16 protein-coding genes are annotated in these 22357 nt (G+C 65.3%); 13 read left to right on the top strand and 3 right to left on the bottom strand.

Annotated elements, in window-relative coordinates; all coding sequences use genetic code 11:
* Positions 1-91 precede the first annotated feature (91 nt).
* From atpB to CFB39_RS00485, 9 genes are all read left to right on the top strand, one after another.
* Positions 92-943 carry a F0F1 ATP synthase subunit A gene (atpB, locus tag CFB39_RS00445; RefSeq protein WP_039351439.1) on the top strand — a complete coding sequence of 284 codons (852 nt, stop codon included), beginning with the start codon at positions 92-94 and terminating at the stop codon, positions 941-943.
* A 75-nt stretch (positions 944-1018) separates the two neighbouring features.
* A complete protein-coding gene (gene atpE, locus CFB39_RS00450) occupies positions 1019-1288 on the top strand; it encodes a F0F1 ATP synthase subunit C (protein WP_006482730.1) in 270 nt (89 codons plus the stop codon).
* Between the two features lie 129 nt (positions 1289-1417).
* The gene (locus tag CFB39_RS00455; protein ID WP_039351436.1) at positions 1418-1888 is read left to right on the top strand and encodes a F0F1 ATP synthase subunit B; all 471 of its coding nucleotides are present in this window, start codon (positions 1418-1420) and stop codon (positions 1886-1888) included.
* A gap of 2 nt (positions 1889-1890) precedes the next feature.
* Positions 1891-2430 (top strand): F0F1 ATP synthase subunit delta, encoded by a 540-nt coding sequence (locus CFB39_RS00460; protein ID WP_089471878.1) that lies wholly within the window; start codon positions 1891-1893, stop codon positions 2428-2430.
* Positions 2431-2474: 44 nt separating this feature from the next.
* Positions 2475-4016, top strand: coding sequence for a F0F1 ATP synthase subunit alpha (gene atpA / locus CFB39_RS00465; RefSeq protein WP_021160444.1), 1542 nt, complete (start codon positions 2475-2477; stop codon positions 4014-4016).
* A gap of 69 nt (positions 4017-4085) precedes the next feature.
* A complete protein-coding gene (gene atpG / locus CFB39_RS00470) occupies positions 4086-4961 on the top strand; it encodes a F0F1 ATP synthase subunit gamma (protein ID WP_039351431.1) in 876 nt (291 codons plus the stop codon).
* A gap of 66 nt (positions 4962-5027) precedes the next feature.
* Positions 5028-6422, top strand: coding sequence for a F0F1 ATP synthase subunit beta (gene atpD / locus CFB39_RS00475; RefSeq protein WP_039322510.1), 1395 nt, complete (start codon positions 5028-5030; stop codon positions 6420-6422).
* 151 nt (positions 6423-6573) lie between these two features.
* Entirely contained in the window at positions 6574-6999 is a 426-nt protein-coding gene (locus CFB39_RS00480) for a F0F1 ATP synthase subunit epsilon (RefSeq protein WP_006477288.1), read from the top strand.
* A 253-nt stretch (positions 7000-7252) separates the two neighbouring features.
* Positions 7253-8980: an AMP-binding protein gene (locus tag CFB39_RS00485; protein ID WP_089471879.1), complete on the top strand. Its 1728-nt coding sequence runs from the start codon at positions 7253-7255 to the stop codon at positions 8978-8980.
* 722 nt (positions 8981-9702) lie between these two features.
* Here CFB39_RS00485 and CFB39_RS00495 read toward each other — a convergent pair.
* The gene (locus CFB39_RS00495; protein ID WP_089471880.1) at positions 9703-10503 is read right to left on the bottom strand and encodes a transporter substrate-binding domain-containing protein; all 801 of its coding nucleotides are present in this window, start codon (positions 10501-10503) and stop codon (positions 9703-9705) included.
* 149 nt (positions 10504-10652) lie between these two features.
* Between CFB39_RS00495 and hemE the strand changes: the two genes are divergently transcribed.
* The 4 genes from hemE to CFB39_RS00515 all read left to right on the top strand — a co-directional run bounded on the left by hemE (position 10653) and on the right by CFB39_RS00515 (position 20005).
* Positions 10653-11747 (top strand): uroporphyrinogen decarboxylase, encoded by a 1095-nt coding sequence (hemE, locus tag CFB39_RS00500; RefSeq protein ID WP_279608683.1) that lies wholly within the window; start codon positions 10653-10655, stop codon positions 11745-11747.
* A 454-nt stretch (positions 11748-12201) separates the two neighbouring features.
* Positions 12202-14463: a primosomal protein N' gene (locus tag CFB39_RS00505; RefSeq protein ID WP_089471882.1), complete on the top strand. Its 2262-nt coding sequence runs from the start codon at positions 12202-12204 to the stop codon at positions 14461-14463.
* A gap of 385 nt (positions 14464-14848) precedes the next feature.
* On the top strand, positions 14849-18781 hold the full coding sequence (gene putA / locus CFB39_RS00510) for a trifunctional transcriptional regulator/proline dehydrogenase/L-glutamate gamma-semialdehyde dehydrogenase (RefSeq protein ID WP_089471883.1): 3933 nt from the start codon (positions 14849-14851) through the stop codon (positions 18779-18781).
* Positions 18782-18865: 84 nt separating this feature from the next.
* Positions 18866-20005, top strand: a complete 1140-nt coding sequence (locus CFB39_RS00515; RefSeq protein WP_089424158.1) for a branched-chain amino acid ABC transporter substrate-binding protein — start codon at positions 18866-18868, stop codon at positions 20003-20005.
* Positions 20006-20191: 186 nt separating this feature from the next.
* Here CFB39_RS00515 and CFB39_RS00520 read toward each other — a convergent pair whose 3' ends face one another.
* Positions 20192-20602 carry a hypothetical protein gene (locus tag CFB39_RS00520; protein WP_089471884.1) on the bottom strand — a complete coding sequence of 137 codons (411 nt, stop codon included), beginning with the start codon at positions 20600-20602 and terminating at the stop codon, positions 20192-20194.
* Between the two features lie 219 nt (positions 20603-20821).
* Positions 20822-22333 (bottom strand): class I adenylate-forming enzyme family protein, encoded by a 1512-nt coding sequence (locus CFB39_RS00525; protein ID WP_089471885.1) that lies wholly within the window; start codon positions 22331-22333, stop codon positions 20822-20824.
* Positions 22334-22357: the final 24 nt, after the last annotated feature.

Genomic DNA, 22357 nt, shown 5'->3' on the forward strand with positions numbered 1-22357 from the left:
TTTCGACAACGAACCGCACCAGCCCGTTCCCGCAATAGCGTGTTGCGGAACGGGCAAAACGATTTTCGACAATTTGGGTGGCATTAACGATATGGCAGCTAGCGAAGGCACGCGCGGTCCGGATCCGTCCGAGTACATTGCGCACCACTTGCAGAATTTCTCCACCTCGCATCAGACGTCGATTTTCGACATCCACGTCTGGAATCTCGACACGCTGTTCTGGTCGATCGTTTGCGGCATCGTGACGATCCTCCTGTTGCGTCTGGCTGCCCGCAAGGCGACGTCGGGCGTGCCGGGCCGTTTCCAGTGCGCGATCGAGATGCTCGTCGAGATGGTCGAAGACCAATCGAAGGCCATCGTTCACGGCAATCGTACCTTCATCGCCCCGCTCGCACTCACGGTGTTCGTGTGGGTCGCGCTGATGAACTCCCTCGACTTCCTCCCGGTCGACCTGCCGGGCCGCGTGATCGGCCTGCTTGGTCTGTCGGACGTGATTTCCCACCATCGCATCGTCCCGACGGCCGACCTGAACGGCACGCTCGGCATCGCGCTCGGCGTGTTCGTCCTGATGATCTACTACAGCATCAAGATCAAGGGCGCGGGCGGCTTTGTGCATGAGCTGCTGTCGGCACCGTTTGGCGCCCACCCGCTGCTGTGGATCCCGAACCTCGCGCTCAACATCGTCGAATATCTCGCGAAGACCGTCTCCCTCGGTATGCGGCTGTTCGGCAACATGTACGCGGGTGAGCTGTTGTTCCTGTTGATCGCCCTGCTCGGCAGCATGTGGAGCTTCGGTGGCGACGCAACGTTCCTCGGCTTCGTTGGTCATGTGATCGCGGGTAGCGTCTGGGCAATCTTCCACATCCTGATTGTTCTGTTGCAGGCATTCATTTTCATGATGCTGACGCTGGTGTATCTCGGCCAGGCGCACGACAAGCACTAAGCGCGGCGTGCAAGAAAGAGTTTCCGTTTTAGTTTTTTAAATCTCAGTTCCAAGTCTTTTCACAAAGGAGTGATCATGCAAGCTTACATCGCCAACATCCAGGGTCTGACCGCCATCGGTATCGGCATCATCATCGGCCTGGGTGCAATCGGCGCCTGTATCGGTATCGCGCTGATGGGTGGTAAGTACATCGAAGCCTGCGCACGTCAGCCGGAACTCATCAACCCGCTGCAAACGAAGATGTTCCTGCTGGCTGGTCTGATCGACGCGGCATTCCTGATCGGCGTGGGTGTTGCAATGCTGTTCGCGTTCGCGAACCCGCTCCTGTCGAAGCTCGCAGGCTAAGGTTCCTCGGAAATATGCGTCCGGCGCAAGCCGGCGCAGGGCGGAACGGAGACTTGGGGCGCTGATCGAATGCAACTCGATGAGCGCCTTACCGTTTCATTTTTCCGGAATAGCAGATAAGGAAACACCGTGAATCTCAACGCAACTCTGTTTGCGCAAATGGTCGTGTTCCTGGTCCTCGCGTGGTTCACGATGAAATTCGTGTGGCCGCCGTTGATCAACGCCCTCGACGAACGTTCGAAGAAGATCGCCGACGGCCTCGCCGCCGCCGAGAAGGGCAAGGCAGAACTCGACGCAGCGCACAAGCGCGTGGACCAGGAACTCGCGCAGGCCCGCAATGACGGCCAGCAGCGCATCGCCGACGCTGAAAAGCGTGCCCAGGCGGTCGCCGAGGAAATCAAGGCCAACGCCCAGGCTGAAGCCGCCCGCATCATCGCCCAGGCGAAGGCGGAAGCAGAACAGCAAATCGTGAAGGCGCGCGAAGCGCTGCGTGGTGAAGTCGCTACGCTGGCCGTGAAGGGCGCCGAGCAGATCCTGAAGCGCGAAGTCGATCAAACGGCCCACGCCCAACTGCTGAATCAACTGAAAGCCGAGCTCTGATCATGGCCGAACTTGCAACCATCGCCCGCCCTTACGCAGAAGCGCTGTTCCGCGTGGCCGAGGGCGGTGACATCGCCGCCTGGTCCACGCTCGTGCAAGAGCTGGCCCAGGTTGCGCGTCTGCCGGAAGTCCTGTCGGTCGCGTCGAGCCCGAAGGTGACGCGCACGCAAGTAGCCGAGTTGCTGCTTGCTGCGGTGAAGTCGCCGCTCGGAACTGGCGCCGAAGCGAAGAACTTCGTGCAGATGCTGGTCGACAATCATCGCATCGCGCTGCTGCCGGAAATCGCCGAGCAGTTCGAGGCGCTCAAGAACGAACGTGAAGGTGCAGCCGACGCCGAGATCGTGAGCGCGTTCCCGCTGAACGGCGCGGATCTCGAGAGTCTCGTCTCGGGCCTCGAACGCAAGTTCAAGCGCAAGCTGAAACCGACGGTCGCAGTCGATTCGTCGCTGATTGGCGGCGTGCGCGTGACGGTCGGCGACGAAGTGCTCGACACCTCGGTTCGCGCGCGCCTCGCATCGATGCAGGCTGCGTTGACCGCCTGAGCGCCACGCCGGCACGCAACAGAATTGACTATCAGGAGCGAATAATGCAACTCAATCCCTCTGAGATCAGCGAGCTGATCAAGAGCCGGATCCAGGGCCTTGAAGCGAGCGCAGACGTTCGCAACCAGGGCACCGTGATCTCCGTGACCGACGGCATCGTGCGTATCCACGGCCTGTCGGACGTGATGCAGGGCGAAATGCTCGAGTTTCCGGGCAACACGTTCGGCCTCGCGCTGAACCTCGAGCGCGACTCGGTCGGCGCGGTGATTCTCGGCGAATACGAACACATCTCGGAAGGCGACATCGTCAAGACGACGGGCCGCATTCTCGAAGTCCCGGTTGGTCCGGAACTCGTCGGCCGCGTGGTCGACGCGCTCGGCAACCCGATCGACGGCAAGGGCCCGGTCAACGCCAAGCTGACCGACGCGATCGAAAAGATCGCCCCGGGCGTGATCTGGCGTAAGTCGGTGTCGCAGCCGGTGCAGACGGGCATCAAGTCGATCGACGCAATGGTGCCGATCGGCCGTGGCCAGCGTGAGCTGATCATCGGCGACCGTCAGTGCGGCAAGACCGCGGTGGCGCTCGACGCGATCATCAACCAGAAGGGCAAGGACCTGATCTGTATCTACGTCGCGATCGGCCAGAAGGCTTCGTCGATCATGAACGTGGTTCGCAAGCTCGAAGAAACGGGCGCGATGGAATACACGATCGTCGTCGCCGCTTCGGCTTCGGATTCGGCAGCGATGCAGTACCTCGCACCGTACGCCGGCTGCACGATGGGCGAATACTTCCGCGACCGCGGCCAAGACGCGCTGATCATCTATGACGACTTGACCAAGCAAGCCTGGGCATACCGTCAGATCTCGCTGCTGCTGCGCCGCCCGCCGGGCCGTGAAGCGTACCCGGGCGACGTGTTCTATCTCCACTCGCGTCTGCTCGAGCGTGCTGCTCGCGTGTCGGAAGAGTACGTCGAGAAGTTCACGAACGGCGAAGTGAAGGGCAAGAGCGGCTCGCTGACGGCACTGCCGGTCATCGAAACGCAGGCTGGCGACGTGACCGCGTTCGTTCCGACGAACGTGATCTCGATTACCGACGGCCAGATCTTCCTGGAAACCGACCTGTTCAACGCAGGCATCCGCCCGGCAATCAACGCCGGCGTGTCGGTGTCGCGAGTCGGTGGCGCCGCTCAGACGAAGGTCGTGAAGAAGCTGTCGGGCGGTATCCGTACCGACCTCGCGCAGTATCGTGAACTGGCGGCATTCGCGCAGTTCGCATCGGACCTCGACGAAGCGACCCGCAAGCAGCTCGAGCGCGGCCGCCGCGTGACGGAACTGCTGAAGCAGCCGCAGTACCAGCCGCTGCAGGTGTGGGAACTGGCCGTGTCGCTGTACGCCGCAAACAACGGCTACCTCGACGACCTCGACGTCAAGCAAGTGCTGTCGTTCGAGAAGGGTCTGCGCGAAAACCTGAAGACCAGCCACGCTGACCTCATCAAGCGCATCGAAGACACCAAGGATCTCTCGAAGGACGACGAAGGCGCACTGCGCTCGGCGATCGAATCCTTCAAGAAGTCCGGTGCCTATTGATCCGCGAGTGACACACTGAGGCCGCGCGGGTGCTGATGCGCCCGCGCCGCTTCGGTCAAGGAGCAAGCTATGGCTGGAATGAAGGAAATTCGCGGCAAGATCAAGAGCGTGCAGAACACGCGCAAGATCACGAAGGCGATGGAGATGGTGGCCGCATCGAAGATGCGCCGCGCGCAGGAACGCATGCGCGCCGCTCGTCCGTATGCGGACAAGGTCCGTGCCATCGCCGCGCACATGAGCCGCGCGAACCCGGAGTACCGCCACCCGTTCATGGTGGCGAACGAAGGCGCGCAGACGGCCGGCATCATCCTTGTCACGACGGACAAGGGTCTGTGCGGCGGTCTGAACACCAACGTGCTGCGTGCGACGGTGCAGAAGTTCAAGGAGCTGGAAGAGAAGGGCCAGAAGGTCGAAGCCACCGCGATCGGTAGCAAGGGCCTCGGGTTCCTGAACCGCTTCGGCGCGAAGGTGATGTCGCAGGTCGTGCACCTCGGCGACACCCCGCACCTGGACAAGCTGATCGGCGCCGTGAAGACGCAGCTCGACCTGTACTCGGAAGGCAAGCTGTCGGCGGTTTATATCGCTTACACGCGCTTCGTCAACACGATGAAGCAGGAAGCCGTGATCGAGCAGCTGCTGCCGCTGTCGTCGGAACACTTCGAAGCCGATGATGGTACGCCGGCCACGTCGTGGGACTACATCTACGAGCCGGACGCGCAGGCAGTCGTCGACGAACTGCTCGTGCGTTACGTCGAGGCGCTGGTGTACCAGGCCGTCGCGGAAAACATGGCGTCCGAGCAATCGGCGCGCATGGTCGCGATGAAGGCCGCGTCCGACAACGCGAAGACGGTGATCAGCGAACTGCAGCTCGTATACAACAAGAGCCGTCAGGCCGCGATCACGAAAGAACTGTCGGAGATCGTCGGCGGCGCAGCCGCTGTTTAAGCGCGCGCCCGGGACGACAACTGCGCCTTTGCGCGAGTAAAGAATCAGGTATTTAAAGGAAAAGCGATGAGTACTGCTGCTTTGGTAGAAGGCAAGATCGTACAGTGCATCGGCGCCGTTATCGACGTGGAATTCCCGCGCGACAGCATGCCGAAGATCTACGACGCGCTCATTCTCGATGGCTCGGAACTGACGCTCGAAGTCCAGCAGCAGCTGGGCGACGGCGTTGTCCGTACCATCTGTCTGGGTGCATCCGACGGCCTGCGCCGCGGCCTGACCGTGAAGAACACGGCAAAGCCGATCTCGGTGCCGGTCGGCAAGCCGACCCTCGGCCGAATCATGGACGTGCTTGGCCGTCCGATCGACGAAGCCGGCCCGATCGAGAGCGACGTGACGCGTTCGATCCACCAGAAGGCTCCGGCGTTCGACGAACTGTCGCCGTCGACCGAACTGCTCGAAACGGGTATCAAGGTCATCGACCTGATCTGCCCGTTCGCAAAGGGCGGCAAGGTTGGCCTGTTCGGCGGTGCTGGCGTGGGCAAGACCGTCAACATGATGGAGCTCATCAACAACATCGCGAAGGAGCACGGCGGTTACTCCGTGTTCGCGGGCGTGGGCGAGCGTACCCGTGAAGGGAACGACTTCTACCACGAAATGAAGGACTCGAACGTTCTCGACAAGGTCGCGCTGGTGTACGGCCAGATGAACGAGCCGCCGGGCAACCGTCTGCGCGTCGCGCTGACCGGCCTGACGATGGCCGAGCACTTCCGTGACGAAGGCCTCGACGTGCTGTTCTTCGTCGACAACATCTACCGTTTCACGCTGGCCGGTACCGAAGTGTCGGCACTGCTCGGCCGTATGCCGTCGGCAGTGGGCTATCAGCCGACGCTGGCTGAAGAAATGGGCAAGCTGCAAGAGCGCATCACGTCGACCAAGAAGGGCTCGATTACGTCGGTCCAGGCCGTGTACGTCCCTGCGGATGACTTGACCGACCCGTCGCCGGCTACGACCTTCGGCCACCTGGACGCAACCGTCGTTCTGTCGCGTGACATCGCTTCGCTGGGTATCTACCCGGCGGTCGACCCGCTCGACTCGACGTCGCGCCAGATCGACCCGAACGTGATCGGTGAAGAGCACTACTCGATCACCCGTCGCGTTCAGCAGACGCTGCAGCGCTACAAGGAACTGCGCGACATCATCGCGATTCTGGGCATGGACGAACTGTCGCCGGAAGACAAGCTGTCGGTCGCGCGCGCGCGTAAGATCCAGCGTTTCCTGTCGCAGCCGTTCCACGTTGCTGAAGTGTTCACGGGCTCGCCGGGCAAGTACGTGCCGCTGAAGGAAACGATCCGCGGCTTCAAGATGATCGTCGACGGCGAGTGCGACCACCTGCCGGAACAGGCGTTCTACATGGTCGGCACGATCGACGAAGCCTTCGAAAAGGCCAAGAAGATCTCGTAAGGGTCGGGCGTAACGCAGCGGGTGCCGTTGGCCGTTGATTCTCCTATAGCACTGGCAATAGGGGACACGGCACCCACGCAATATGCTCAATCCGCCGTGCATGGGATCGAAGTGGGCGTTTTAGCGTCCGCTCCGATCGACAGGAGTCGATATGGCAACCATCAAAGTAGACGTCGTCAGCGCGGAAGAGCAGATCTTCTCGGGCGAGGCGAAATTCGTCGCGCTGCCGGGCGAAACGGGTGAGCTGGGCATTCTGCCGGGCCACACGCCGCTGATCACGCGGATTCGTCCGGGTGCGGTGCGCATCGAAGTCGAGGGCGGCAACGACGAATTCGTGTTCGTCGCGGGCGGCATTCTCGAAGTGCAGCCGGGCGCCGTGACGGTGCTCGCCGATACCGCGATCCGCGGCAAGGACCTCGACGCGGCGAAAGCCGAGGAAGCACGCAAGCGTGCCGAGGAAACGCTGCAGAACGCGAAGTCGGATCTCGACCTCGCGAAGGCGCAATCCGAGCTCGCGACCGCGATGGCGCAGCTCGAGGCGATCCAGCGTCTGGCGAAGATTCGCAGCCGGCACTGAGCCGCGCCGCGTGTCCCGCGAAAGAAAAGCAGCCTTCGGGCTGCTTTTTTTTCGTCCGTCGTGTTCGTCTGATTTTTGCGGGCCGGATCATTCCGTCCGGTCGTGCTATTTCATCCGTTCGCCGTGATTTGCTGTCAGAGTATCGTCAGCCGCGCGCGTCATCATCCGGGTTGAGGCCATTCGTCGCGAGTAAGCGACGGAGGCGGGCGCAGGAAGCGCGCAGGCCGATCAGACAAAAAGGACGGAGACATTCATGGCAGCAGACCTTGGCGTGGGCGCGCTGATCGCGCCCGAAAACGGCTTGTCGTATGTGCGCGGCACGACCGATGTGCCGCTCTCCGAAGCGACGATCGGCCGGTTCCTGCTCGACACGGCCGGGCGCTTTCCCGATCGTCCGGCCGTCGTGTTCCGCGCGCAGCAGGTGCGCTGGACCTGGCGCGAGTTCGCGAACGAGGTCGACGTGCTGGCTGCGGGCCTGGCCGCGCTCGGCATCGTGAAGGGCGATCGCGTCGGCATCTGGTCGCCGAACCGCAGCGAATGGCTGCTCACGCAGTTCGCGACCGCGCGGATCGGCGCGGTGCTCGTCAACATCAATCCGGCCTACCGGCTGTCGGAGCTCGAATACGCGCTCAACAAGGTCGGCTGCAAGGCCGTGATCGCCGCCGAGCGCTTCAAGACGTCCGCGTACGTCGAGATGCTGCAGACCATCGCGCCGGAGCTCGCGACCGCGACGCCGGGTGACCTGCATGCGGCGCGCGTGCCGAGCCTGCGCACGGTCGTGTCGATGGGCGATGTCGCGCCGCCCGGCATGTTCCGCTTCGCGGACCTGATGGCGCGCGGCCGCCAGGCCGTCGATCCCGCATTGCTCGATGCGATCGGCGCGACGCTCTCGGCCGGCGAGCCGATCAACATCCAGTTCACCAGCGGCACGACCGGCAGCCCGAAGGGCGCGACGCTCACCCACCGCAACGTCGTCAACAACGGGCGCTCGATCGCGATGGCGATGCGTTTCACCGAGCAGGACACGCTGTGCATCCCGGTGCCGCTGTATCACTGCTTCGGGATGGTGCTCGCGGTGCTCGCATGCGTGTCGAAGGGCGCGACGATGGTGTTCCCCGGCGAAGCGTTCGACCCGGTCGCGACGCTCGCGGCGGTGGCCGACGAGCGTTGCACCGCGCTGCACGGCGTACCGACGATGTTCATCGCCGAGCTCGATCACCCCGAGTTCGCGAAATTCGACCTGTCGACGCTGCGCACCGGAATCATGGCCGGTTCGCCGTGCCCGATCGAGACGATGAAGCGCGTCGTGTCGCAGATGCATCTGTCGGAGATCACGATCGCGTACGGGATGACGGAAACGAGCCCCGTGTCGTTCCAGAGCTCGACCGACGATCCGCTCGAGAAGCGCACGACGACGGTGGGGCGCATCCAGCCGCACCTGGAAGTGAAGATCGTCGATCCGAGCGGCGCCATCGTGCCGGTCGGCACGACGGGCGAGCTGTGCACGAAGGGTTATTCGGTGATGCTCGGCTACTGGGACGACGACGCGAAGACGCGCGAGGTGCTGGTGGACGGCTGGATGCATACGGGCGACCTCGCGACGCTCGATGCGGACGGCTACTGCAACATCGTCGGCCGGCTGAAGGACATGGTGATTCGCGGCGGCGAGAACGTCTATCCGCGCGAGATCGAGGAATTCCTGTTTCGGCATCCGAAGATTCAGAGCGCGCAGGTATTCGGCGTGCCCGATGCGAAGTACGGCGAGGAGCTGTGCGCGTGGATCGTGCTGCGCGCGGACGAGCAGATGACGGAGGACGACGTGCGTGCGTTCTGCAACGGGCAGATCGCGCACTACAAGATCCCGCGCTACATTCGCTTCGTCGACGAGCTGCCGATGACGGTGACGGGCAAGGTGCAGAAGTTCGTGATGCGCGACCGGATGATCGAGGAGCTGAAGCTCGACGTGCAGAAGACCGCCTAGCGCGGCATGAAGGCGGGAAAAACGCGGCGGCCTGCGGGCCGTTGCGTTTTCGATGGACGAAAAAAAGCGGGCTTATTAGCCCGCTAAAAACCACACGCTACGGGGTTAGCGCGAGGAGACCAAAGATGAAACCGAGTCCGGCGGGGGGCCGGAAACGACTCCAACAGGGATGCCCCTCGGAAGGGCTTCGGTACGTGACCGACTGGCTCGCAGCGCTTCGCGTCCGCTCACACTTGGCACACGAGACCGCATCCGTGTTGAAACCGTTGAGGCCATTGTGGGCGAATTAATGACCCGTCGCGGTAACAAAGTGTTTCAGGTTGTAACGCCCGCCAGATAAGGCTTTCCGGGATTTTTTGCTGTTTTTGAGGGGTCGAAAAAGGTCATTTTTACCCATATTTTCCGCAGCGTTTTCAGCACATGCGCACGATGCGTTTTTCATGCGTATCAGGCGCGACGAATTGCCGATTTGCACGCGAGAAAATGCGCCATCCGGCCGATACCGCGCATGACGATTCATTCGTCAGAAAGATTTTGAAACGTGATTGGCAGGCGCGGAAGTCGGCCGTTCGGCCAATTCGGTGGCTTCGCGCCGATTTTCGGGGCGTCGGCACACTGCAGCGAAGTGTAACGACGGTGATGGGGCCACCGCCGCGCCGCGACTTTTGCAGGCGGCTGATGTGCGGTCGGTGCCCGCTATCGGCCGCCACGCACGAGCCTGCTTACTTCAGCCATTTATCCGAAATCGCCTGGTATTCGCCGGTCGACAGCGCGAGATGCAGCCACTGATCGACGTACTGCTGGAACGCGACGTCGCCGCGCGGCACCATGTACGCCTTCTCGCCGAACTGGAACGGCTTGTCCGGATGCACCGAGCACAGGCCCGGATTGAGCTTTTGCTGCAGCTGCGTCTCGGATGCATCCGTCACCATCACGTCCGCCTTGCCGGCGAGGATCTGCTTGAAGATCGTTACGTTGTCCGGATAGACGGTGAGGTTCGCGTGCGTGAAATACTGCTTCGCGAAACGCTCGTTGGTGCCGCCCGGGTTCACGATCACGCGCGTTTCCGGCCGGTCGATCTGCGCGACGGTCTGGTATTTGTCGACGTCCGCGCAGCGCACGATCGGCGTCTTGCCGTCGACCACGTACGGCTGCGTGAAGAACACGCGCTTCTGGCGCTCGAGCGTCGTCGACACGCCACCCACCGCGATGTCGCATTTCGCGACGAAGTCGCCGGTCAGGTTCGGCCAGCTCGTCTTCACGTAATCGGTCTTCACGCCGAGCGACTTCGCGAGCGATTCGGCCATGTCGATGTCGATGCCCTCGAAGCGGCCGTCCGCGCGGTAGTACGAATACGGCTTGTAGTCGCCCGTCGTGCACACGCGCAGCGTGCCGCGCGCGAGCACGTCGTCGAGCCGCGAGCCGACGCCTGGTGCGGCGGCAGCGGCGTGCGCGCCGGTCTGCGCGTGCGCGGCGGCGCAGCAAAGCAGCGCGGCCGAGGCGAGCGTGGCGAGTGTCTTCATTGGTCTCCTCCTTCGTTTCGTTCGATATGAGCGTCCGATCATAACGGAGCCATCGCGCGCGTCATATGGCCGCCATCGCGTCGGCATGCGCAGCCTGAGGGCGGCTGTCCGGTAAAATGCCGCTTTGCCCTCGCATCGTCGCTCCTACCGTGGCCCATACCCTGCTCAACGACACCTTCCTGCGTGCGCTTCTGCGCGAGCCGACCGACTACACGCCGATCTGGCTGATGCGCCAGGCCGGCCGCTACCTGCCCGAATACAACGCGACGCGCGCCCGCGCCGGCAGCTTCCTCGGTCTCGCGAAGCATCCCGACTACGCGACCGAAGTGACGCTGCAGCCGCTCGAGCGCTTTCCGCTCGACGCCGCGATCCTGTTCTCGGACATCCTGACGATTCCGGACGCGATGGGGCTCGGCCTCGACTTCCAGGTCGGCGAAGGGCCGAAGTTCGCGCATCCGGTGCGTACCGAGGCCGACGTTGCGAAGCTTGCGGTGCCGGACATCGAGGAAACGCTCGGCTACGTGACGGGCGCCGTGCGCGAGATCCGTCGCGCGCTGACCGACGGCCAGGGCCGCCAGCGCGTGCCGCTGATCGGCTTTTCGGGCAGCCCGTGGACGCTCGCGTGCTACATGGTCGAAGGCGGCGGGTCGGACGATTTCCGCACGGTGAAGTCGATGGCGTATTCGCGCCCCGACCTGATGCACCGGATCCTCGACGTGAATGCGCAGGCGGTGGCCGCGTACCTGAACGCGCAGATCGAAGCGGGCGCGCAGGCCGTGATGATCTTCGACACGTGGGGCGGTGCGCTGGCGGACGGTGCGTACCAGCGCTTCTCGCTGGACTACATCCGCCGCGTGGTCTCGCAGCTCAAGCGCGAGCACGACGGCGAGCGCGTGCCGGTGATCACGTTCACGAAGGGCGGCGGGCTGTGGCTCGAGGAGATCGCGGCGACCGGCGTCGACGCGGTGGGGCTCGACTGGACGGTCAACCTCGGCCAGGCGCGCGAGCGCGTTGCGGGCAAGGTCGCGCTGCAGGGCAACCTCGACCCGACGATCCTGTTTGCGCCGCCGGCCGCGGTGCGCGAGCAGGCGCGTGCGGTGCTCGACAGCTATGGCAACCATCCGGGCCACGTATTCAACCTCGGGCACGGTATTTCGCAATTCACGTCGCCCGATCACGTCGCCGAACTCGTCGACGAAGTACATAGCCACAGCCGCGCGATCCGTAGCGGAGCCGCCGGCTGAACGCAAGCGCTGTCATGCTGCACTGCAGCGTGGCGGCGTTTCGCTATTGGCACTAAACAGGGCGCAACCCCGCACCGGTTGCCGATTCAGTGCTTGTCAAGACTTGACTTATACACATTTTCCACGTTGCAGCGCGGTAGAGCCCTGTATCGGTCAATCTGTCTCGCTATGGTTCGGTAATTTGAATAGCAGCCTTATGGCATAAGGCTCCGCGGGGCACCGCAACACGCGGCGAAAATCAGCGGAAAGCGCGGCCCCGCGCGCGTTGCGGCCATCGAGCGGCGAGTTCTCAACAAAGTTATCCACAGGCTGGGCAGGGTATACGGCGATTCCTAATGCGAATCCAAAACTTAGCGCCGAAACTGAAGTTTTACTTTAAGTTCGCTGCCCCGAGGCGGGCGCGGATGTCGGCCGTCCATGCCCATGCGGCGCATCCCGCCGCCGGAGCGCCGGGATGAGCGGCACCTATCTGCGCGTCGCGCTCGACCATCCGCTCGCCACCCTGTTCGACTACCGCTGCGACGCGCAACCGGCGCCCGGGCCCGGCACGCTCGTGCAGGTGCCGTTCGGCAAGCGGCAGGCCGTCGGGCTCGTCTGCGAAGTGACGACTCACACCGACGTGCCGCCGTCGCGGCTGCGCGCGATCGACGCGATCTGCACCGACCTGCCGCCGTTGTCGCCGGACTGGCTCGCGCTCGTGTCGTTCGCTGCGGATTACTACCAGCGCGGGCGTGGCGAGGTCGCGCTGCCGGCGCTGCCGCAGGCGCTGCGCGATGCCGGGCGCTGGGGGCGGCTGCTCGCGCCCGAGGTGCGTTACCGGCCGACGGAAGCGGGCCGCGCGGCGCTGCCCGATGCATTGCCCGCGCGCGGCGCCGCGTTGCGTCGGCTCGCGCAGGCGCTGGTCGACAGCGGCTCGCTGGCGCTGCCCGAGGCGCGTGCACTGCACCCGAAGGCGGCGGCGACGCTCGACGACTGGGCGGCGCGCGGCTGGGTCGACGTCGAGGAGATCGGCTGGGCCGATGCGCCTGTGCCCAAAGCTGTGGATAACCTGTTGGCAGCCGGTGGACGAACTGTGCCGCCGGCGCTCACGGACCAGCAGGCCGAGGCGCTCGACGCGATCCGCGCCGCGCAGGGCTTCGCGCCGTTCCTGCTGCACGGCGTGACGGGCAGCGGCAAGACCGAGGTCTATCTGCATGCGCTCGCGTCGCTGCTCGATGCGCGGCCGGATGCGCAGGCGCTCGTGCTCGTTCCCGAAATCAACCTGACGCCGCAGTTCGAGGCCGCGTTTCGCGCGCGCTTCGCGGGGGCGCTCGCCGACGATGCGATCGTCACGCTGCACAGCGGGCTCGCCGAGGGCGAGCGTGCGCGCAACTGGCTCGCCGCGCATACGGGCCGCGCGCGGATCGTGCTCGGCACGCGCCTCGCGGTGCTCGCGTCGATGCCGACGCTCGCGCTGATCGTCGTCGATGAAGAGCACGAGCCCGCGTACAAGCAGCAGGAAGGGCTGCGCTATTCGGCGCGCGATCTTGCCGTATGGCGGGCGAAGCAGCTCGGCATCACGGTCGTGCTCGGCTCGGCGACGCCGTCGCTCGAAAGCTGGTGGCAGGCCGAGCAGGGCCGTTACACGCGGCTCACGCTGTCGCGCCGCGCGGTGGCCGACGCGACGCTGCCGACCGTGCGGCTGATCGATCTCGAAGAGGAGCGGCGGCGCGGCCGCGCGTCGATGGGCGGGCTGTCCGGGCCGCTCGTCGCGGCGCTGAAGGCGCGGCTCGAGCGCGGCGAACAGAGCCTCGTGTTCCTGAACCGGCGCGGTTATGCACCGCAGCTCGCGTGCGACGCCTGCGGCTGGGTCGCCGGCTGCCCGCGCTGCAGCGCGTACGTCGTGCTGCACAAGCCCGAGCACGCGTTGCGCTGCCATCACTGCGGCTGGGAATCGCGCATTCCGCGGTCGTGCCCCGAGTGCGGGAACGTCGACATCGCGCCGCTCGGGCGCGGCACCCAACGCATCGAGGAAGCGCTCGCCGAAGCCGTGCCCGGCGCGCGCGTGTTGCGGATCGACGCGGACAGCACGCGCCGCAAGGGCAGCGCACAGGCGCTCTTTTCCGATGTGCACGCGGGTGAGGTCGACATCCTCGTCGGCACGCAGATGATCGCGAAGGGGCACGACTTCCAGCGCGTGTCGCTCGTCGGCGTGCTCAATGCCGATACCGCTCTGTTCTCGCACGACTTCCGCGCGAGCGAACGGCTGTTCGCGCAGCTGATGCAGGTGAGCGGCCGTGCGGGCCGTGCCGGGTTGCCGGGCGAAGTGCTCGTGCAGACGCGTTACCCGCGTCACGCGCTGTACCACGCACTCGGGCGGCAGGACTACGTCGGCTTCGCGAATTCGACGCTCGGCGAGCGCCGCGACGCGCACCTGCCGCCGTTCGTCTACCAGGCGCTGCTGCGCGCCGAAGGGCGCACGCTGGACGCCGCGCTCGCGTTCCTGCTGCAAGCCGCGGCCGCGTTGCCGGGGCTGCCGGGCGCCGATCGCGTGACCGTCTACGACGCGGTGCCGATGACGATCGTCAAGGTCGCGAACGTGCATCGCGCGCAGTTGCTGCTCGAAAGCGCATCGCGGGCGGCGCTGCAGCATGCACTGCGCGCATGGCAGCCGGAGCTGCGCGCGTTGAAAGGCGTGCTGCGGTGGAGCGTCGAGGTCGATCCGCTGGATATCTGAGCGGCGCGCCGTGCGGCCGTCGTGCTGCGTGCCGCTGCGTTGCACCCCCGGCCACCGGGCCGGGTGCCCCTGAATCGTCTCTTGCCGCCCGGCCGCGCCTAGGCGTCTCACACCTTCCGTCGCACCCAGTGCAACCCGTTTTCGTCCGCCGCGACACGTGCGGACGGTTGCGCACGCCTGTCAAACCGACCCGCTCAGGGAAAACACCGATCCTCCGACCACGGGCAACTCCTAGGTTGCAACCGCATAAGTGGCTGATTATATTGAGTAACCTATGGGTGCAACCTGTCTCGTAATTTGGTTGCACCTTTTTATTGCGTGCCGTAGGATTTCGCGCATCCTCTCACACCACATTGCCGGGCTCGCACCGGCGCACGAACCCACCATGGCAAGCACGACTCTCGGCGTCAAAGTCGACGACCTTCTCCGCTCGCGCCTCAAGGACGCCGCCGCGCGTCTCGAGCGTACTCCCCACTGGCTGATCAAGCAGGCGATCTTCGCGTATCTCGAGCGGATCGAGCACGGCCAGTTGCCGCCCGAGCTGTCGGGCCACAGCGGCGTGACGGAGCTCGCCGACGGTCAATCCACGGACGGCGACGACGACAACTCGCCGCATCCGTTCCTCGAGTTCGCGCAGAACGTGCAACCGCAATCGGTGCTGCGCGCGGCGATCACGGCGGCGTACCGCCGCCCCGAGCCGGAATGCGTGCCGTTCCTGCTCGGCCAGGCGCGCCTGCCCGCGAACCTGCAGGCGGACGTGCAGGCGCTCGCGACGAAGCTCGTCGAGGCGCTGCGCGAGAAGAGCTCGGGCGGCGGTGTCGAAGGGCTGATCCACGAATTCTCGCTGTCGAGCCAGGAAGGCGTCGCGCTGATGTGCCTCGCCGAAGCGCTGCTGCGCATTCCCGATCGCGCGACCCGCGATGCGCTGATCCGCGACAAGATCAGCAAGGGCGACTGGCGCTCGCACGTCGGCCACGCGCCGTCGCTGTTCGTGAACGCGGCGACCTGGGGGCTGATGATCACCGGCAAGCTCGTGACGACCAACAGCGAAGCCGGGCTGTCGTCGGCGCTGACGCGCCTGATCGGCCGCGGCGGCGAGCCGCTGATCCGCAAGGGCGTCGACATGGCGATGCGCCTGATGGGCGAGCAGTTCGTCACCGGCGAGACGATTTCCGAAGCACTGGCGAACAGCCGCAAGTACGAAGCGCGCGGCTTCCGCTACTCGTACGACATGCTCGGCGAAGCGGCGACGACCGAAGAGGACGCGCAACGCTACTACGCGTCGTACGAACAGGCGATCCACGCGATCGGCAAGGCGGCCGGCGGCCGCGGCATCTACGAAGGCCCGGGCATCTCGATCAAGCTGTCGGCGCTGCACGCGCGCTACTCGCGCTCGCAGCAGGACCGCACGATGAGCGAGCTGCTGCCGCGCGTGCGCGCGCTCGCGCTGCTCGCCCGCCGCTACGACATCGGCCTGAACATCGACGCCGAAGAGGCCGACCGCCTCGAACTGTCGCTCGACCTGCTCGAGGCGCTGTGCTTCGATCCGGATCTCGCGGGCTGGAACGGCATCGGCTTCGTCGTGCAGGGCTACCAGAAGCGCTGCCCGTTCGTGATCGACTACCTGATCGATCTCGCGCGCCGCAGCCGTCACCGCCTGATGATCCGCCTCGTGAAGGGCGCGTACTGGGATACCGAGATCAAGCGGGCGCAGGTCGACGGCCTCGAAGGCTATCCGGTCTACACGCGCAAGATCTACACCGACGTGTCGTACCTCGCGTGCGCGAAGAAGCTGCTCGCGGCGCCGGACGCCGTGTACCCGCAGTTCGCGACGCACAACGCGTACACGCTGGCCGCGATCTACCAGCTCGCGGGCCAGAACTACTACCCGGGCCAGTACGAATTCCAGTGCCTGCACGGGATGGGCGAGCCGCTGTACGAGGAAGTCACCGGCCGCGACAAGCTGAACCGCCCGTGCCGCGTGTACGCGCCGGTCGGCACGCACGAGACGCTGCTCGCCTACCTGGTGCGTCGCCTGCTCGAGAACGGCGCGAACACGTCGTTCGTGAACCGCATCGCGGATAAGACCGTGTCGGTGAAGGAGCTGGTCGCCGATCCGGTCGACGAGGCATCGAAGGTCGTGCCGCTCGGCGCGCCGCACGCGAAGATCCCGCTGCCGCGCAACCTGTACGGCGACGAGCGTCCGAATTCGATGGGCCTCGACCTGTCGAACGAACACCGTCTCGCGTCGCTGTCGTCCGCACTGCTCGCGAGTGCGCATTTCCCGTGGCGCGCGGCGCCGATGCTCGCCGACGACACGCTCGCCGACGCGCCGGCCCGCGACGTGCGCAACCCGGCCGACCAGCGCGACCTGGTCGGCACGGTCAGCGAAGCGACGGCCGAACACGTGAGCGCGGCGCTCGCGCACGCGGTGGCCGCCGCGCCGATCTGGCAGGCGACGCCGGTCGATGCGCGTGCCGATTGCCTGGTGCGCGCGGCCGACCTGCTCGAAGCGCAGATGCACACGCTGATGGGCCTGATCGTGCGCGAAGCCGGCAAGTCGCTGCCGAACGCGATCGCCGAGATTCGTGAGGCGGTCGACTTCCTGCGCTACTACGCCGCGCAGATCCGCGACGAATTCTCGAACGACACGCACCGCCCGCTGGGCCCCGTGGTCTGTATCAGCCCGTGGAACTTCCCGCTCGCGATCTTCATGGGCCAGGTCGCCGCGGCACTCGCCGCCGGCAACACGGTGCTCGCGAAGCCAGCCGAGCAGACGCCGCTGATCGCCGCGCAGGCCGTGCGCCTGTTGCGCGAGGCCGGCGTGCCGGCCGGTGCGGTGCAGCTGCTGCCGGGCACGGGCGAAACCGTCGGCGCGGCGCTGGTGGCCGACGCGCGTACGCGTGCGGTGATGTTCACCGGCTCGACCGAAGTCGCGCGCCTGATCAACAAGACGCTGTCCGCGCGTCTCGACCCGGACGGCAAGCCGATTCCGCTGATCGCCGAAACGGGCGGCCAGAACGCGATGATCGTCGACTCGTCGGCGCTCGCGGAACAGGTCGTCGCGGACGTGATGCAGTCGTCGTTCGACTCGGCCGGTCAACGGTGTTCGGCGCTGCGCGTTCTGTGTCTGCAGGACGATGTTGCGGACCGCACGCTGACGATGCTCAAGGGCGCGATGCACGAGCTGGCGCTCGGCAATCCCGACCGGCTGTCGACCGACGTCGGCCCAGTGATCGACGCCGAAGCGAAGCAGACGATCGACACGCACGTCGCGGCGATGAAGGACAAGGGCCATGGCGTCACGCAGCTGCCGATGCCCGATGCCTGCGCGCACGGCACGTTCGTGCCGCCGACGCTGATCGAGATCGGCAGCATCGACGAGTTGAAGCGCGAGGTGTTCGGCCCGGTACTGCACGTGGTGCGTTACCGCCGCAGCCAGCTCGACAAGCTGCTGGAGCAGATCCGCGCGACCGGCTACGGCCTGACGCTCGGCATCCACACGCGGATCGACGAGACGATCGCACACGTGATCTCGAATGCGCACGTCGGCAACATCTACGTGAACCGCAACGTGATCGGCGCGGTGGTCGGCGTGCAGCCGTTCGGCGGCGAAGGGCTGTCGGGCACGGGCCCGAAGGCCGGCGGCGCGCTATACCTGCAGCGCCTGCTCGCGACGCGGCCGTCGGGCCTGCCGCGTTCGCTCGCGCAGACGCTGATCGCGGACGGCGCGGTGGAAGGCGACGCACGCGGCAACCCGGCGGCGGCGCTCACGACGCTGCGCGACTGGCTGATCGAGCAGCGCGAGCCGGCGCTGGCCGCGCGTTGCGACGGCTATCTGGCCCAGGTGCCGGCCGGTGCGACCGCGGTGCTGACCGGTCCGACGGGCGAGCGAAACACGTATACACTCGGCCCGCGCGGCACGGTGTTGTGTGTCGCGGCGACGCCGGGCGGTGCGCGCGCGCAGTTCGCGGCGGTGCTGGCGACCGGTAACCGCGCGCTGTTCGCGGGTGCGGCCGGCGAGGCGCTGGTGGCCGCGCTGCCGGCATCGCTGAAGGCGCATGCGACCGTGCGCAAGCAGGCCGACGCGCCGTTCGACGCCGTGCTGTTCGAAGGCGACAGCGACGAACTGCAGACGCTCGTGAAGGACGTCGCGCAGCGGCCGGGCCCGATCGTGTCGGTGCAGGGCGTGTCGGTGGGCGCGTTCGAGAACGGCGATGCGGAAGATTACGCGCTGGAACGGCTGCTGACGGAGCGCTCGGTGAGCGTGAACACGGCCGCGGCGGGTGGCAATGCGAATTTGATGACGATCGGCTGATCATCCTTGCCGTTCGGATCAAACATAGGAAGCGGCAAGGCGATCCCGAAGCCGCTCCATTTACCCTGGTACCAAGGAGATGCTATGCAACACACGATGAAAAAGCTGGCAGGCGCGACGTTCGTCGCGGTCATGTCGCTGGCGGGGACGGCCCATGCGGATGACGTGAAGATCGGTTACGCAGGGCCGATGACGGGCGCGCAGGCGCACTACGGCAAGGATATGCAGAACGGGATCGCGCTCGCGATCGAGGATTTCAACGCGACGAGCCCGAAGATCGGCGGCAAGCCGGTGAAGTTCGTGCTCGACACGCAGGACGACCAGGCTGACCCGCGCACCGGCACGACGGTCGCGCAGAAGCTCGTCGACGACGGCATCAAGGGCATGCTCGGCCACTTCAATTCGGGCACGACGATTCCGGCTTCGCGCATCTACGCGAACGCGGGCATTCCGCAGATCGCGATGGCGACCGCACCGGAATACACGCAGCAGGGCTACAAGACGACCTTCCGCATGATGACGTCCGACACGCAGCAGGGCTCGGTGGCCGGCACGTTCGCGTCGAAGGATCTGGGCATGAAGAAGATCGCGATCGTCGACGACCGCACGGCCTACGGCCAGGGTCTCGCCGACCAGTTCGAGAAGGCCGCGAAGGCCGGCGGCGCATCGATCGTCGACCGTGAATTCACGAACGACAAGGCGGTCGACTTCAAGGCGATCCTGACCAAGCTGAAGGCGGCGAAGCCGGATCTCGTCTACTACGGCGGCGCGGATTCGCAGGCGGCACCGATGGTCAAGCAGATGAAGGCGCTCGGCATCACCGCTCCGCTGATGAGCGGAGAAATGGTGAAGACGCCGACGTTCCTGAAGATCGCGGGCAACGCGGCCGACGGCACGATCGCTTCGCTGGCTGGCCTCCCGCTGGAAGAAATGCCGGGCGGCAAGACGTACGCCGACAAGTACAAGAAGCGCTTCGGCGAAGACGTGCAGACGTACTCGCCGTACGCGTACGACGGCGCGATGGCGCTGTTCAACGCGATGAAGAAGGCCGATTCGACCGATCCGGCGAAGTACCTGCCGCTGCTCGCGAAGACCGACATGGCCGGCGTGACGTCGACGCACGTCGCGTATGACGCGAAGGGCGACCTGAAGAATGGCGGCATTACGATGTACAAGGTCGAGAAGGGCGAGTGGAAGCCGCTGAAGAGCATCGGCGGGAAGTAAGCAGCCTGATGTGACGTGCGGGCGGCGTTGCAACGCGTCGTCACGCGCGCCTCATGCGAAAAAAGCCACCGGGTCCGGTGGCTTTTTCTTTGGTGGGACGCGGCCGACAGGGCATAGGATCTTGCAGGCAGGGTCGCCGCATGCATACGTCGATATCGCATCGCCGTGATCGCCGGCAGTATGACGTTACTCGCCGTCGCAGCACTTGTTAGGGCAATCGGGCAGGAAGGAAATTTCCACACGCCGTCCATTGTCCACGTCGCCATGCGAATAAACGCGGGCGCTCTTCTTGATGGTCCCGCGTAAAAAACCTAATTCCTCCAACAGCGCATACGCGGTTTGCAATCTCGATTGCGCAAGGGCCAGTGCTCCCGGTTCACTTTCCTCGGCATGGCCGCTGATCAGTGTTGTCTCTTGGGTTAGGTGATTCGCATAATTGATTTTTTGATCGATTGCCCATTTCTCAATGCGGGCGATTTCGGAGTTCGATATGTGCGAGCTATTTGGCAAGAAGTAGATATCGAAATTTTCGCTGGCGATGCATGCAAATGTCGGGCTGGAAGTGATCAGGAACAGGCTAATAATAAATTTAGGCATGTAAGTGACGTATCCTGCAATGCTGCGGGCATTGTTGATTGCTGGTCGCCGTTGCTCAACAGCAGCCCTGTCTCGGTAAACGGAATGTCCTGCCCCGAGACGCTATTCCAGATAAGAACCGTTGATCAATCGGACAAGTATGATTCGCTGTCCGTAATTTCTTATGCAGCGAGAGTATGAGTGCGCGGGTTGTAAATGCGCTGACTCAATCCTAGGTACTTAGTCTCCGCGCCGCACCCGCAGCAGGAACTTCTGCAGCTTGCCCGTCGGCGTGCGCGGCAGCGCCTGCGCGAACGTGAATTCGCGCGGGATCTTGTAAGCGGCCAGCCGCTCGCCGCAGAACGCGCGCAGTGCATCCGCGTCGGGCACGCTGCCCGCGCGCAGCACCACGTGCGCGACGACCGTCTCGCCCCAGTCGGGATGCGGGACGCCGACGACGGCCGCCTCGGCGATGTCCGGATGCGCGCCGAGCACGTCCTCCACTTCCTTCGAATAGACGTTCTCGCCGCCCGTCACGATCATGTCCTTCAGTCGGTCGACGATGAACAGGTAGCCATCCTGATCGATCCGTGCGATGTCGCCGGTGCGATACCAGCCGTCCGGCGCGAACGCGGCGCGCGTCGCGGCCGCATCGTCGAGATAGCCGAGCATCATGCTGTCGGTCTTCAGCCAGATCTCGCCGGTCTCGCCCGGCTGCGCGTCGAGGCCGTCCATCCGCACGACGCGCAGGTCGACGCCCGGGCCGCCGGTGCGGCCGATCGAACCGGCCTTCGCGATCTGCTCGTCCGGATATAGCGTCGTGCCGGCCGGCCCCGCTTCGGTCATGCCGTACACCTGGAAGAACGCGTTGCTGCGATACGCACGCGTGAGACGTTCGGCCTGCGCGGGGCCGATCGGGCCGCCGCCGTACAGCCACGCGCGCACGCTCGACAGGTCGAACGCCGCGAAGCCGTCGATCGTGTCGAGCGGCAGCAGGTACGACACCGGCGCGCCGAAATACAGCGTCACGCGCTCGCGCTCGATGGCCTGCAGGAAGCGCAGCGGATGGTATTCGCGCAGCAGCACGACGGTGCCGCCCGCGTACAGCGTGCCGCCGAACCAGTTGTTGAGCGGCGACGAATGCCAGATCGGCATCGCCATCAGCGTGCGCTCGTGGCGGCCAATGCCGGTCGCGAGCGCCGCCTGCATCGCCGCGAGCGTCACGGTGCGGTGGCTGTGCACGCAGCCTTTCGGGTGGCCGGTCGTGCCGGACGTATAGAGGATCTGCGCGATGTCGCCGTCGGCGGGCTCGATGCCCGCGAGGCCGTCCATCGTCGCGCACAGCGTGTCGAAGCACGGCACGCCGTCGAGTTCGCCTTCGGTCACGAGCCGCCGCGCGGGATGCACGAGGCGTTCGACCACCGGCGCGAGCGCGACGTCGAACAGCAGCGCCTTGCTGCGGCTGTGTTCGAGCACGTAGTCGACTTCCGGCGCCTGCAGCTTGTGGTTGACCGGCACGAACGTCGCGCCGAGCCGCCACGCGCCGAACATCAAGTCGACGAAAGACGGCGTGTTGAAGCACATCGCGGCGACGCGGTCGCCGGCCGCGACGCCGAGCGCGCTCAGCACGGCTGCCGCGCGGTGCGAGCGCTCGCGCGCGGCGGCATAGGTGATCGTCGCGGATTCGCTGACGAGGAACGGCTGGTCGGGCGTCGCACGGGCGGCGCGGTCGAGGGCGGCGACGAGGTTCATCGTGACTCCGGGCGGGCGAACGAA

The organism is Burkholderia sp. AU6039, assembly GCF_002223365.1.
Lineage (GTDB): Bacteria > Pseudomonadota > Gammaproteobacteria > Burkholderiales > Burkholderiaceae > Burkholderia.